The organism is Streptomyces sp. 63XJN7_1_ISO-PGPR-S23-121 (genome assembly GCF_056173025.1).
Window position 1 is genome coordinate 3,821,595 of the sequence record NZ_CM149653.1, and the last position, 12,600, is coordinate 3,834,194.

At 68.2% G+C, this 12,600-nt stretch carries 8 protein-coding genes and 9 pseudogenes; 11 read left to right on the forward strand and 6 right to left on the reverse strand.

The features are described from left to right. The first annotated feature begins 211 nt into the window (after window positions 1–211). Window positions 212–1,551 (forward strand): annotated as a pseudogene (locus tag AC0VYN_RS16865) (NF041680 family putative transposase). 80 nt (window positions 1,552–1,631) lie between these two features. Here AC0VYN_RS16865 and AC0VYN_RS16870 read toward each other — a convergent pair. Further along, complete coding sequence (locus AC0VYN_RS16870) at window positions 1,632–2,267, reverse strand: TetR/AcrR family transcriptional regulator (protein ID WP_475536723.1); 636 nt, start codon at window positions 2,265–2,267, stop codon at window positions 1,632–1,634. A gap of 107 nt (window positions 2,268–2,374) precedes the next feature. Between AC0VYN_RS16870 and AC0VYN_RS16875 the strand changes: the two are divergent. Then, window positions 2,375–2,671, forward strand: a pseudogene (locus AC0VYN_RS16875) (alpha/beta hydrolase); the annotation flags it as partial. A gap of 31 nt (window positions 2,672–2,702) precedes the next feature. Here AC0VYN_RS16875 and AC0VYN_RS16880 read toward each other — a convergent pair. Continuing rightward, window positions 2,703–3,008 (reverse strand): annotated as a pseudogene (locus AC0VYN_RS16880) (helix-turn-helix domain-containing protein); the annotation flags it as partial. A 207-nt stretch (window positions 3,009–3,215) separates the two neighbouring features. On the opposite strand from AC0VYN_RS16880, the pseudogene AC0VYN_RS16885 reads away from it, so the two are divergent. Together AC0VYN_RS16885 and AC0VYN_RS16890 are read left to right on the forward strand one after the other, a co-directional pair. Continuing rightward, window positions 3,216–3,523, forward strand: a pseudogene (locus AC0VYN_RS16885) (transposase); the annotation flags it as partial. Between the two features lie 137 nt (window positions 3,524–3,660). Further along, window positions 3,661–4,322, forward strand: a pseudogene (locus tag AC0VYN_RS16890) (winged helix-turn-helix domain-containing protein); the annotation flags it as partial. 39 nt (window positions 4,323–4,361) lie between these two features. Here AC0VYN_RS16890 and AC0VYN_RS16895 read toward each other — a convergent pair. Continuing rightward, window positions 4,362–5,554: pseudogene (locus AC0VYN_RS16895) on the reverse strand (IS3 family transposase). Here AC0VYN_RS16895 and AC0VYN_RS16900 point away from each other — a divergent pair. Both AC0VYN_RS16900 and AC0VYN_RS16905 read left to right on the forward strand, forming a co-directional pair. After that, window positions 5,487–6,035, forward strand: a pseudogene (locus AC0VYN_RS16900) (transposase); the annotation flags it as partial. The pseudogenes AC0VYN_RS16895 and AC0VYN_RS16900 overlap by 68 nt on opposite strands. 37 nt (window positions 6,036–6,072) lie before the next feature. Continuing rightward, window positions 6,073–6,204, forward strand: a pseudogene (locus AC0VYN_RS16905) (IS5/IS1182 family transposase); the annotation flags it as partial. A 48-nt stretch (window positions 6,205–6,252) separates the two neighbouring features. On the opposite strand, the pseudogene AC0VYN_RS16910 reads toward AC0VYN_RS16905, so the two are convergent. Next, window positions 6,253–6,459: pseudogene (locus AC0VYN_RS16910) on the reverse strand (HTH domain-containing protein); the annotation flags it as partial. Between the two features lie 92 nt (window positions 6,460–6,551). On the opposite strand from AC0VYN_RS16910, the gene AC0VYN_RS16915 reads away from it, so the two are divergent. The 3 genes from AC0VYN_RS16915 (at window position 6,552) to AC0VYN_RS16925 (ending at window position 8,849) form a co-directional block, all read left to right on the forward strand. Continuing rightward, on the forward strand, window positions 6,552–6,950 hold the full coding sequence (locus AC0VYN_RS16915) for a VOC family protein (protein WP_475536724.1): 399 nt from the start codon (window positions 6,552–6,554) through the stop codon (window positions 6,948–6,950). Between the two features lie 305 nt (window positions 6,951–7,255). Continuing rightward, on the forward strand, window positions 7,256–8,230 hold the full coding sequence (locus AC0VYN_RS16920; protein ID WP_475536900.1) for an alpha/beta hydrolase family protein: 975 nt from the start codon (window positions 7,256–7,258) through the stop codon (window positions 8,228–8,230). A 97-nt stretch (window positions 8,231–8,327) separates the two neighbouring features. Next, window positions 8,328–8,849 carry a hypothetical protein gene (locus tag AC0VYN_RS16925; RefSeq protein ID WP_085570912.1) on the forward strand — a complete coding sequence of 174 codons (522 nt, stop codon included), beginning with the start codon at window positions 8,328–8,330 and terminating at the stop codon, window positions 8,847–8,849. Between the two features lie 344 nt (window positions 8,850–9,193). On the opposite strand, the gene AC0VYN_RS16930 is transcribed toward AC0VYN_RS16925, so the two are convergent. Then, complete coding sequence (locus AC0VYN_RS16930) at window positions 9,194–9,643, reverse strand: RICIN domain-containing protein (protein WP_475536725.1); 450 nt, start codon at window positions 9,641–9,643, stop codon at window positions 9,194–9,196. Between the two features lie 145 nt (window positions 9,644–9,788). Between AC0VYN_RS16930 and AC0VYN_RS16935 the strand changes: the two genes are divergently transcribed. Continuing rightward, window positions 9,789–9,953 (forward strand): hypothetical protein, encoded by a 165-nt coding sequence (locus AC0VYN_RS16935; protein ID WP_475536726.1) that lies wholly within the window; start codon window positions 9,789–9,791, stop codon window positions 9,951–9,953. A 705-nt stretch (window positions 9,954–10,658) separates the two neighbouring features. Here the strand turns inward: AC0VYN_RS16935 and AC0VYN_RS16940 are convergent. After that, entirely contained in the window at window positions 10,659–11,633 is a 975-nt protein-coding gene (locus tag AC0VYN_RS16940) for a C40 family peptidase (RefSeq protein WP_475536727.1), read from the reverse strand. Between the two features lie 423 nt (window positions 11,634–12,056). Between AC0VYN_RS16940 and AC0VYN_RS16945 the strand changes: the two genes are divergently transcribed. Next, window positions 12,057–12,488, forward strand: a complete 432-nt coding sequence (locus AC0VYN_RS16945; RefSeq protein ID WP_475536728.1) for a hypothetical protein — start codon at window positions 12,057–12,059, stop codon at window positions 12,486–12,488. The last annotated feature ends 112 nt before the right edge of the window (window positions 12,489–12,600 follow it).

Below are 12,600 nucleotides of genomic sequence, written 5' to 3' on the forward strand. Positions count from 1 at the left end.
CTTCCAGTGTCGAAACGGTCCTCGAACTAAACCGCTCACCTGGGCATTCTCGTGCCGCTGAGGCGGTCTTCGTCTGATCATGTACTCCGATCAAGGTGTGCTGAACGAGACGAAGGTCGTGAGAGTGGGTCTGCTGCCTGAAGCCGCCGTAGGAGAAGCGTCACGCTTCCGGGACGAGTTATACGCCAGTTAGACCGGACGTGGTGATGAGCTGTTCGAGCTGGCGGACGCGGTGCTGTGTGCGCCCGGCGCGGTGCACTCGGCAGTCGAGCTGACCCTCCTGCCGGAACACCGCCGTGGACACGGTGCGATGTACGACGGCCTCAACCAGGGCCGGATCAACATTGACCGGCTGCGGTCGTCGCTGGCTGGCCTGTCGCTGCCACGCTTCCCGGACGGGCGCCTGGTCCTGGCCGTCGACGTGTCGCCGTGGTTGCGGTCGGACGCGCCGTGCTCGCCGGACCGCCTGTTCTGCACGTCTACGGGCGGGCGAAGGCGGCCTCGCAGTTCATCCCCGGCTGGCCGTACTCGTTCGTCGCCGTGCTGGAGATGGGCGCCACCTCGTGGACGCAGATTCTGGACGCGGTCCGTCTGGGACCGGCCGACGACGCCACCGCGGTTACCGCCGCCCAGCTCCGCGGCATTGTCGAACGGCTTGTCGCGGCGGGGCAGTGGGCGCCGGGTGAACCGGACATCGTCATCGTGGCGGACGCCGGCTACGACGTGACCCGTCTGGCCTGGGTGTTGCGCGATCTGCCCGTTGAGCTGGTCGGCCGTGTTCGCGGTGACCGTGTGATGCGGCTGCCGAAGCCGCCGCGTGTCTACGACCCGAAGGGCGGCCGCCCGGCCGAAGCATGGCCCGGAGTTCCGCTTCGCCAAGCCCGAGACCTGGCCCGAGCCCGCCGTCACCACCCGCACTGCCACCGCGAACTACGGCAAGGCGACCGCGCAGGCCTGGGACCGGGTCCACCCGCGTCTGACTCATCGGGCCGCCTGGCTAGACCATGATGGCGAACTCCCGCTGGTCGAGGGCACGCTGATCCGGCTGGAGGTTGAGCACCTGTCGAAGGACCGGGCGGCTCCGGCGGTGTGGTTGTGGTCCTCGAAGACTGGCATCGACAATGCGGACGTCAACCGGGCCTGGCAGGCATTCCTGCGACGCTTGATAAGGAACACACGTTTCGCCTGTTCAAGCAGACGCTGGGTTGGACGCGGCCCCGGCTGGGAGAACCCGAGGCGGCCGACCGGTGGACGTGGCTGATCATCGCCGCCCACACCCAGCTCAGACTCGCCCGCCCGATCACTCTTGATCTGCGACACCCGTGGGAGAAGCCGACCGCACCACACCGGCTCACTCCCGCGCGGGTCCGGCGCACGTTTCGGAACCTCCGCCAGCACATGCCCTGCCCCGCCAGAGCACCAAAACCACACCGGCCCGGCCCCGGGCGACCGCCCGGCACTCCGAACAAGCATCGGGCACCCCGCTATGACGTGGGCAAAACCGTCCGCCGCGAGAAGACCGTTACCGCCCTACAACGGTTGAAAGGTTGAAGAACAAGCTGAGTGCCTGTTTCTGAACTCTGTATCAGCAGGTGAAAGGGTGTCAGTGGTGAGCTGACGCCCCCGAACCGCTACCGGACGAGGTGGCTCTCGATGTGGTCGATCACCGCTGACACGGCCTGCCGGTAGGCGGTGCTCGACCGGCGGACCTGGGACAGCAGCATGCCGCCCTGGATGGCGGCCAGCAGAGCGGTGGCGAGCGCGGCGGTATCGGCGCGCTCGCTCAGCTCGCCCCGTGCCTGCATGCGCGCGAGTCCCGACCTGATGGGGCCTTCCCAGCGGTCGAAGGCGGAGACGAGTCTGGTCCGTGCCGACTGGTCGCTGTCGGCGAGTTCGCTGGCGAGCGAGCCGATCTCGCAGCCGCCTTCGCATTCTCTTGCGTCCTGTCGGCTCCCTGCCCTGTCGCACCACTCGCGCAGGGCCTCGATGCTGTCCAGGTTGTCCAGCAGCGGACGCTGCTGGGCGAGCCGGGTGTCCGTTTGGTAGTCGATGACCGCCAGGACCAGGCCCTGCTTGTCGCCGAAGTAGTGGTAGATCTGCGACGCGCTGACCCCGGCGGCCGCCTGGATGTCCGGGATGCTCGTGCCCCCCGCGCCGCGGTGGAACATCAGCTCCGCAGCGGCCTCGATGATGCGTTCGCGGGTCTTGCGGCCCCCCTTGGTGAGCCGCTGTCTCTTCGACTCTCCGGTCTTCGCTGGTGCGCTCATGTTCCCACGCTACTCAAGTTGGAATTGACATTCCAATTGTGCCCTACCGATGATCCTGGAAAGTTCATTCCATGCCGGGTGGCCGTCTCTTCAGACAGGTGAGTGTCATGCCCCTCGACCCCCAGATCGAGATTCTGCTCAAGGAAGTGGCCGCAGAAGGCGGACCGGCTCCCCAAACCCTGACGGTGGCGGAGAACCGCGCGTTCGGGCGCGCCTTCGGCGCCCTGGCCGGCGCTCCCGTACCGGTCGCCGACGTCCGGGACACCACGGCCGCTGCCAACGGCCGCGACGTACCCATCCGTATCTACCGGCCTTTCACCGAGCCGGATGCCGGGCCGCTGCCCGTGACGCTCTTCTTCCACGGCGGCGGATGGGTTTTCGGCGATCTGGATACCCAGGACAACATGGCTCGCATCGTGACCAGCCGCTCCGGCACGGTCGTGGTCTCCGTCCCGGCGTCGTGTTCGCGGCCCGGGCCAGATCGTTCAGGTGACTGCGCTCGGTGTCGTCGAGCCGCAGAGCCTGCGCAAGCGCGTCCAGCACCCCCTCGGACACCCCGCCGAGATTCCCGCGCTCCAGCCGGGTGTAGTACTCCACACTCACCCCGGCCAACATCGCGACCTCACTCCGCCGCAAACCGCTCACCCGGCGATTTCCGTACGAAGGCAGTCCGGCCTCCTCGGGCGTGATCTTGTCCCGTCGAGATTTGAGGAAAGCACGCACTTCAGCCTGATTGTCCATAGACCCAGGCTAGGCACGAGCCCCCGAAACTGAGAGACCCTGCCAGTACCCCCACCAGCAGTAACCCCCCGCCTGCCGCTACCCTGCGCGCCAGCTATCGCACTCAGAGTGCGGGATGTTGCGTTCTATCGGTGTTGTCATCGCTCGATGGTGTGGCGTTGGGGCATCGCTGCCGGTCAGGAGTTCGGGGTTCGCTCGGGTTATGGCATGAGCATGCGCAAGCCGTACCCGAGCGATCTCACCGATGAGCAGTGGGAGCTCGTCGAACCCGTGATCACGGCATGGAAGGCCCGGCATCCGTCGGTCAGCGGGCATCAGGGGAAGTGCGCGATGCGGGAGATCGTGAACGCGATCCTCTCTCAGAACCGCACGGGCTGTCAGTGGGAGTTCCTGCCCCATGACATGCCCCACCCGGAGCGGTGAAGTACTACTTCTACCTCTGGCGCGACGAGGGCACCGACCAGGACATTCACGGCCTGCTGCGCTGGCAGCTGCGGGAGAAGCGGAAACGATTACCGCGCGCGGCCTTCGCGAGTTCGTCGCGGATCTGCTCGAAGGAGTAGGGCATGGGGCTGTTCATGAGGCGCTCTGAGGTTGAACTCGCGGTGTCGTAGGGGCTGACGGCTCGTCGCCCGTGCGGTATCACGGGGGCATGCGGTATCCACAAGGGGGCGGACTGACCGTCGAACGGCAGCAGTTCCGCGAGGAGTTACGGCTCAAGGCGGCCGAGAGGTTCGCCCAGGGCGAGGCGAGCTCGGTGATCGCCAAGGACCTGCGGGTCAGCGTCCGCTCGGTGCAGCGATGGCGGCGGATGTGGGATGAGGGCGGTCCGCGGGCTCTGCGGTCACAGGGGCCGGCGTCGCTGCCGAGGCTGAGCCAGAAGCAGTTCGCCCAGCTGGAGGCGGAGCTGGCCAAGGGGCCTGCCGCGCACGGCTGGGAGGACCAACGCTGGACGCTCGCGCGGATCAAGACGGTGATCGGCCGGCGCTTCCACCTGACCTACACCATCCAGGGCGTGCGGAAACTGCTGGTGCGAGGCGGCTGGTCCTGCCAGGTCCCGGCCCGACGTGCCATGGAGCGGGACGACGACGCGGTGGCCGGATGGGTGAAGGAGGTGTGGCCCTGCGCGGAAGGCTCGCGGCGGCCCGTGGAGCCTGGCTCGTCTTCGAGGACGAGGCCGGATTCTCCATGACGCCGCCGCAGGCCAGGACCTGGTCCCAGCGCGGCCGGACCCCGGTGGTGCGGGTGCGGGGCCGTTCCCGCAGACGGGTGTCCATCGCCGCGCTGACCTGCTGCAAACCCGGCCACCGGTCCTGAGCTGCCCCGAGTTTCGTAGAGTCCGGTGATCGTGTTTCAGGCGGACTGGGGGGTGGCTTCCTGTTGTCGCCACCAGTCACGTTCGTACTCGGCGGGTGGTACGTAGTCGAGGGCGGAGTGGAGCCGTTCCTCGTTGTACCAGGTGACCCACTGGAAGATCGCACGCTCGACCTGGTCGACGTCCCGCCAAGGGCCTTGCATCTCTATCAGCTCAGCCTTGAAGGTGCCGTTCAGCGCCTCGGCCATCGCGTTGTCGTAGCTGTCCGCGACCGAGCCGACCGACGCTGAAGCCCCGATCTCGGACAGCCTCTCGGTATACCGGATTGATACGTATTGCGACCCGCGGTCGCTGTGATGAATGAGGCCGGAGTCCTTCTTGATCCGGCGTCTCCACAACGCCATCTCCAGTGCGTCCAGAGGCAGTTCGGTCCGCATGTGGTTCGCGACCTGCCAGCCGACAATCATCCGCGAGTACACGTCCAGGACGAACGCCACGTACGCCCAGCCGGACCAGGTGCGCACATACGTCATGTCCGCCACCCACAGCTGATCCGGGCGCGAGGCCGTGAAGTCGCGGTCGACCAGGTCCGGGGGCCTGGGTGCCGACGGCTCAGGCACGGTGGTCCGCCGCCGCTGACCGCGGATGACGCCCTCCATGCCCAGCTCAGCCATCAGCCGCTCGACGGTGCAGCGGGCCACCTGCACACCCTTGCGCCTGAGCGCGCGGGTGATCCGGCGGACACCATAGGTGCCGCCGGACTCGGCATGGACCTGTTCGATCAGCGGGATGAGCTGCTCGTCGCGCAGCCGGCGGGCCGACTTCGGCCGCTTCTTGCGCGCGTAGTACGCCGACTCCGAAAGCCCCAGCACCCGGCAGGCGAACCCGACCCCGAGGCCCTTGTCCCTGAGGTGCTCGATCACCTGGTCGGCCTCGTCCGGGGACGGTCGAGTTCCGCCGCAAAAAACGCGCTCGCGGCTTTGAGGATCTCGTTCGTCCGCCTCAACTCCGCTACTTCTTTGCGGAGTTGCTTCAGTTCCTCGTGCTCGGCGGTGGTCAGCCGGTCGTCGCGTTCGCCGGCGTCCGCCTCGGCCTGGCGGACCCAGCCGCGCAGGGCCTCCTTGTGGATGCCCAGGTCCTTCGCGACATGAGCGATCGGACGGCCCGTGGTGCGGACCTCGCGCACGGCCCGCTCGCGGAGCTCGTCCGGATATTTGCGTGGTGCTGGCACTGCTCGTGGTTCTCCTTCGGGCCAGGATCATAAGCCTGGCTTCAGGGACTCCACGAATCCGGGGTCAGCTCAGTCCCGGCTGATCTACCGGCCCCGCCGTGACGACGGCAACCGCGACGGCCGCAAGAGTTTCTCCTGGCGTGACTACCGGGACCTGCTGATCGCCGCCCACCAGCAGCTCGGCGGCCCGATCGTGCTCGTCTGGGACAACCTCAACGTCCACAAGGCCGCCGACCTGCGGAAGTTCGCCGAAGCCCGGGACTGGCTGACCATCTACTACCTGCCGCCCTACGCACCCGACCTCAACCCCGTCGAAGGGATCTGGTCACTGCTGCGGCGCGGCTGGCTCTCCAACGTCGCCTTCCACACCCCTGAACACCTCGTTCAGCGCATCCGACGCGGCCTACGGCACATCCAGTACCGCAGCGACCTCATAGACGGCTGCCTCGCCGAGACCGGCCTGACCATCACGCCCACCTGAGCAACGGCACGACATCACGAGTTCAACCTCAGTAGCCGACCCGAGCCTGGTGGTCCTGGACACGCAGAGCATCCACGTGGCCGTCGGCGTCCCGGCCACGACGACGGGCCGGGACGCCGCGAAAAGGGTGCCGGGCAGGAAGAGATGCCTGGCCGTGGACGTGCTGGGCTCTGCCTGCTCTTCGCCGAGTTGACGCAGGTCGTCGTTGAGGTCCGCCGAGTCGTCCACCAGGAACAACCGTCGTACCGTCACCCCCCCCGCGCTATCGATTCCACGGGCACGTCCAGGTCGATCAGCTGGTCCACATACCGCCGCACAGTGCGCCCTTCGACGCCGAGCCGGTCGGCGAGTTCGGCTGCAGTCCGGGTTCCGCCCGACTGAGCAGCTCCAGGAGGGTCAGCACGCGGGCGGTCGGGCGAGGCATGTTCGCAGCCTAAGCGAATACAGGACCGATTCTGTCCACTATTTCTCCTAGCCTGCGACGTGCACGCCTCCAGCACAGCCAAGGAGATCCCCATGGACTTCGTCTCGATCCGCATCATCACCAGCGACGTAGCGCGCCTCGTCGAGTTCTACGAGCGAGTCACCGGGGCGCGGGCGACGTGGGCCACCGAGGACTTCGCCGAACTCAAGGCCGCAGGCGCCACCCTCGCGATCGCCGGCACCCGCACCGTCCCGCTGTTCGCCCCGGGCTCTGCCCGCCCGGCGGACAACCACAGCGTGATCACCGAGTTCCTCGTCGACGACGTGGACCGCGTTCACCAGAACCTGACCGGCTTCGTCACCGACTTCGTCAACGAGCCCACCACGATGCCCTGGGGCAACAGGTCGCTGCTGTTCCGCGACCCCGACGGCAACCTCGTCAACTTCTTCACCCCCGTCACCCCGGCGGCCATCGAAAAGTTCGCACGCTGACACCACGCGAGGCCGCTCACCCGGGGTCCTGGGATTCCAGGGCTCCTGGGTGAGCACGGCCGCCGAGTCCGAAAGCGCCAGAGACATGACAGTCGATGGTTGAGCCAGTCGCCCTCCCCTGCCGTCAGACCGCGGGATGAACACCTGACGAGATCTGTGCACCGTTGCGGAGATCACCGTCCACACCAACCCAGGTGCCGGGCGGCCGTTCCTGGCCCATCAGGCTCGCGGCCACGACCGCCAGTTCCATGCCTACCGCCAGTTACGACAGGCGCTATGTCGACACCGATCCTGAAAGGGCTCCGATGAGCAAGCCGTACAGCGACGCCGCCAACATCCCGGTCAACGCGTCGCAACCCCTCCTCACCTACTACCCGATCACCCTCGACGTTCCCGGCCGGCCCGTGCCGCTGGAGGTCAAGGTGTCGATCCCCGCGACCGGCACCGACCTGCCGCTCATCCTCCTGTCCCACGGGCACGGGCCGGCGAACTTTCTGTCCTCCTACAACGGCTACGGGCCGCTGGCGAACTTCTTCGCCGCCCACGGGTTCGCGGTCATCCAGCCGACCCACCTGGACTCGACGGCCCTCGGTCTGCGCGACACCGACCTCAAGGACGCGCCCCTGTTCTGGCGTGACCGCGCTACCGACATGCACAACATCCTCGACCGCCTCGACGACATCGAGGCCGCCGTCCCTGGTCTTGCCGAACGGCGGATCGACAGGGACCGTGTCGGTGCCGTAGGACACTCCCTGGGCGGCAACACCGTCTCCCTCCTCCTCGGAGCCCAGATGCTGGACCCGGACGACGACCGGCCGAAGGACCTCTCCGACTCTCGTGTCAAGGCGGGAGTGCTCATCGGAGCTCCAGGTATCGGCAACGACGAGCACTTCGCCGAGTGGGCCAAGACGAACTACCCGGTGCTGTATTACACCGACTTCGAGCAGATGACAGGCACCGGCCTGATCATCGTGGGCGATCAGGACCTCAACCCCAACTTCTCCAATCGGCTCAGCTACCGTGCTGACGCTTACTCGGCCAGCCCCGGCGGCAACAAAACCATGGTGACCATGTACGGCGCTGGTCACATCTTCGGTGGCATATCCGGATACGACGCGGCAGAGACGGACGACGAGAATCCCGAGCGCGTGGCGACTCTGCGGGCTCTCGTGTGGGCCTACTTGCGCAGCCAGCTCTACTCGGCCGACCCGTCCTGGAAGAACGCGGTGAACGCCCTGGAGAACGGTGAAGACCCGATGGCCCAGGTCGAAACGAGGTAGTTCCGCGCGGTGGGCGGCGGCGCGACGGCCGCCGCCCACCGCACTTCATCGCACCGCGACCTTCCACCCCAGCACGGATCGCACAGGAGCAACCGCCATGTGGACCACGTTCGCTGCAACCGTCGGCGGAAGCGCCGCCGGCCTCACCGGCCTCACCTTCATCGTTGTCGCCTTCCGCTTCGACGTCGTCGCCACCTCCCAGGAATACCGCAACCGCGCCGCGCAAACCGTCTCCCTGTTCCTGACAACCACAGTCACCGCATCGCTGGTCACCCTGCCGCAACCGACCTGGGCGCTCGGGGTCGAACTGTTGGTCGCCGCAGCAGCAAGCGCAAGTCTGCTCTCGGTGCTCGACCACGCAGCCCGCCGTGGCACGTCCCAGCATGCGCGGCCCATCCTCGTCGTCGCGCTCGTCGTGTTCGCGGCAGGTATCGCCGCCGCCGGACTGTTCGCCACCGTCGGCTCCACCAACGGAATGGGCTTCTACGCCGCGAGTTCGCTGCTCGGCCTCATGTGGGGCGTCTACGGGACGTGGGTCTTCCTCACCCAGGCGGGCACAGATCAGATCAACGCGGTGGCAAACGTGCATGACCAGCCCGGCACCGTGCCGGCCGCCTGACCGTCTTCAGGGCACTTCTAGAAGGGTGGTTGTCGCAGTCCCCGCTGTTGTGGCGATGAAAACCCAGACGTCTGTCATGCCGTAAGTCTGGCCAGGGGAGAACTGCCGGGGGAAGACGCCGGCGAGTCTTCGCGTGGGATCTGCAATCCATATAACCGAGGGGGCGTAATCGGTCGTTTGTGCCTCCCCTCGCTCGCGATCAGAACGCCAGTGTGGTCTCCGTGGCCGTGAGTCCGTGTCCGATGCCGAGCCGTACCGCGGTCGGGTCGTGCGCGCCCCGCGGGGGGCGCCGGCCATGTAGCTTGGGCCAGCCGGCGTCGCGTTCAGTCGATGCGAGCAGTGAGTCAGGCTGTGGTGATGGTGAATACCTGGTCGGAGGCGCCGGTGCAGGCGGTCTGTATGGCTTCGGCGCCGTCGGTGACTGGGGGGAGGAATCCGATGCACAGGCCGCTGTGGAGTGGGCGGAGCCGGAAGCCGCCGGTGGAGGCCTCCAGGCGGAATTTCTGGCTGTCGTTTGCCTGGCAGTTGTCCCACGGGACGAGCAGGGCGCCGGGAGAGGTGGAGGCGTCGTCGACGGTGAGGCATCCCAGGCCCTTGTCGGGGTCGGGGTGGTACCAGCGGATGCGGTAGACGTCTTGGCTCAGCTTTTCGAGTGTGACGCGGGGCAGGGGGGAGTCGGCGCAGGAGTGCTGGACGGCGATCGGGTCGGTGTGCCCGTTGCGTTCGCGGCCTTCGGTGAGGCAGCGGGAGGGTGTGGAGGCGGGATGGATGCGGGCCGCTCCGGAGGCCGGCATCCGGGTGGTTGTCGCTGTGTGCGCGGGAGTGGGGTCGGTGCTCGGCGTTGTTTCTTCCCGTCCGGCCGGCGGGTCGGCAGGCGGGGGGACAGGCTCGGTGGTGGGGGAGGGGCCGGGGTCCTTCGTCTGTCTTCCCGTGCCGGGCGTGGTATTCGAGGGCTGGTCGCCGGCGGGCGCGCTGGTCGTGGTGCTCGAGGAGGGAATGCTGGTGGGTGTGCTGTCCGCGCGGTTGCCGTCGGAGTGGTTGTCGTGTGGCCAGAACGTCAGTGCCAGCACCCCGGCGACGGCGCAGGCGGCGATCGCGATCTGAGGTTTGTGGCGCCGCCACACCGACGGGGCGGGCGTGGCACGGGCCGGGTTTTCAGCCGGGTGAGGGTCTGCTTGCTCCGCCGGGCGGGACGCGGGTGTCGCGTCACAGGAGCCGGTTTCTTCGGCTGGCTGGTCGCCGTCGCCGGTATCCGGGGCGTCCTGGTCCTCGTGGGCATGGGCCGCGAGGTCCTGCGGTGACTCCTGGGGGGGGGTGTCCTCGTCGCCCGGGGCAGCGGCGGTCGCGGGTGCGCCCTCGGGAACGGGCGGTGGTGCCGTGGGGTCGGACATCGACAGGCGCCGGCGGGCCTGAGCCAGGCGGCCACCGTTTCGTCGTCGCCGCCGCAGGCTCGCACGTAGGCGGCCAGGAGTTCCTCGCGGGGCAGGTCGTCACGGCCGAGGGCGGCCGAGATCGTCGCGCGGGGCAGGACGTCGCCGGCATCGGTGGCGTTGCGTTCCAGCTGCCGGTAGCTCACGTCCGCCCAGCGGCGTAACTGCCGCATCACTGCCACGAATTCAGCCGGGCTGCTTGCCGCAGCCGGTTCCGGCCCCCGCTCCATCAGCTCTCCCCTGTCTCTCGGGTACCAGGGGAGCCTAAAGCCCGTTGATCTGTTCATGAGTACCGTTTCCCAGCTTCGTTCGGATCGTTCGACTGCTCGGTGGCGAAACCCGTCCACGGCCGCGTCAGCACGCGTTGCGTGCGGTTCGGTCAGGCTCGTATGTGGCGGTAGGCGACGACGTCGGCGGGGGCGGGCAGCGGCGCGGTGGTGACGGTGGTGCCGGGCCGGGGGGCGTGGATGACCCTGCCCTTGCCGATGTACAGCCCCACGTGGCCGCCGCCGTAGGACAGGACCAGGTCACCGGGCACCAGGCGGCTGCGGGTGGTGGCGCGGCCGGCGCGGATCTGGTCCCAGGTGGTGCGCGGGAGCTGCACCCCGGCTGTGGCCCAGGCCCGCATCACCAGCCCGGAGCAGTCGAAGCCGCGAGGGCCGGTGCCGCCCCAGACGTAGGGCTTGCCCAACTGCTTCTCGGCGTAGGCGATGACGGTGCTCGGCGCCGACTTCGCGGACCTGGAGGTCTTGGGCTCGGCCGTCTGGGGCTTGGAGGTCTTGGGCTTGGCCGTCTGGGCGGACGGCCTGTCGTGCGCGGGAGCTGACGCCGGGGACTGCTGCTGTGCCGAGTGGGCTGCCGTCTTGCCGGCGGGCACGTTCAGTTTCTTCCCGGCGTAGATCAGCGTCGAGGAGCCCAGGGCGTTGAGCCGCTGCAGGACTTCCACGCTGGTGTGGTGGGTGCGGGCCAGCTTCCACAGCGTGTCACCGGACTGCAGGGTGACCTTCTCGACGTTCTTCGGTTCCTTGCCGCCATCGGGCTTGGCGGGCGCGGGCGGCACCTGCGAGGGCTCGGTGCTGGACGGCGGTTCCTGCTGGAGGGTGACCGACGGGCTGTCGGCAGCCGACGACGAGTCCGTCGGGCCGTGCACGGCCAGCAGCGCACCGGTGATCAGGGACAGCACGAAGGCCGCGGCCAGTCCGGCCGTGCCCCACACGAAGCCGCGGCCCCTTCTGGTGTCGGTGATTCGAATGCGCGGCTTGCGGTGGGTCCGTAGGGCCGGCCGGGCCTCGGGCTTGGGGGCCGGCTTCCGGTGAGTCCGCGCCGGGGGCGGGAGCAGGGTCCGCTGTGCCATGACGACCTCCTTGGGCAGGGCCGCGATCTGCGGCCTGGAAGGAGGCTGTTGCGCCGTGCGGGTGTCTCGCTAGCTCTGGTGGCGTCCGGGACAGTCCCGGCCTGTCCACGCCCCGCAGCACCGCGGCGAGAGGGCGGCGTCTACCTGTGGGCACCGGCTGTGACCTGCATGGACGATGCGGGACTGTCCGAGCCGCCGCTATCTGTTGCCCCGCGCTCAGCGGCTGGGCAAAGCTTCTCTCACCGCCCCGCACCGCCCGGTTGGTGCCTCGTTCAGGCGCCCTCCCGGCGACGGGTGCTGGTCCCCTCCCGTCCGCCCGGCATGCGCTCTCGCCCGGGCCCGGCAGGAGCGTCCCTCTTCCCCGCTTGGTCGCCGTCCTTCGGGGATGCGAGGAAGTCCATCACTGTCACGAGGAGCATCAGCATGCGCAGCACACGAATGTCCAAGACCCGGGCGATGGCCGTCGCCGCCGTCGCCACGGGGCTGCTGGCCGGCGGGGTGGCCGCCGGCACGAGTGGCGCCTTCACCACCGCCAAGTCCGCGAGCACCACCACCGACACGGTCGTCAACGCGGGCTCCGCGGCGGCCCAGAAGAAGTTCTACGGCACCTTCCAGCAGATGGACGGCTGCCCGTACCTCGTCACCTCGGGTGGCACCCACTACTACCTCGAGGGCTACACGATCGGCGGCAACGGGGGGCTCTACAAGAAGCGGGGCGGCTTCATCGCCTACCCCGGCTGGCGCATCCAGGCCAACGGCACCAAGAAGTACCGCTCCGCCAGGAGCACGACCCTGTGCACCACCTGGGGCTCCAGCCCGTACCTCAAGGCGAAGTCGATCTACAGCATCCGCTGACCCACACGAGACACCGCCACCCGCAGCGAAGCCTGCGGGACGAGAACCACCCGCAGCGCGATGCCGTCACCGCCCTGCGGCATGGCATCGCACCATTCCTCACACACAAGGA

Bases quoted from the DNA above. Each gene is read 5' to 3' on its own strand.
- AC0VYN_RS16915 (WP_475536724.1), top strand. From the start codon at position 6,552: ATGGACTTCGTCTCGATCCGCATCATCACCAGCGACGTAGCGCGCCTC.
- AC0VYN_RS16945 (WP_475536728.1), top strand. From the start codon at position 12,057: ATGCGCAGCACACGAATGTCCAAGACCCGGGCGATGGCCGTCGCCGCC.
- AC0VYN_RS16930 (WP_475536725.1), bottom strand. From the start codon at position 9,643: ATGCCGGCCTCCGGAGCGGCCCGCATCCATCCCGCCTCCACACCCTCC.
- AC0VYN_RS16870 (WP_475536723.1), bottom strand. From the start codon at position 2,267: ATGAGCGCACCAGCGAAGACCGGAGAGTCGAAGAGACAGCGGCTCACC.
- AC0VYN_RS16925 (WP_085570912.1), top strand. From the start codon at position 8,328: ATGTGGACCACGTTCGCTGCAACCGTCGGCGGAAGCGCCGCCGGCCTC.
- AC0VYN_RS16940 (WP_475536727.1), bottom strand. From the start codon at position 11,633: ATGGCACAGCGGACCCTGCTCCCGCCCCCGGCGCGGACTCACCGGAAG.
- AC0VYN_RS16920 (WP_475536900.1), top strand. From the start codon at position 7,256: ATGAGCAAGCCGTACAGCGACGCCGCCAACATCCCGGTCAACGCGTCG.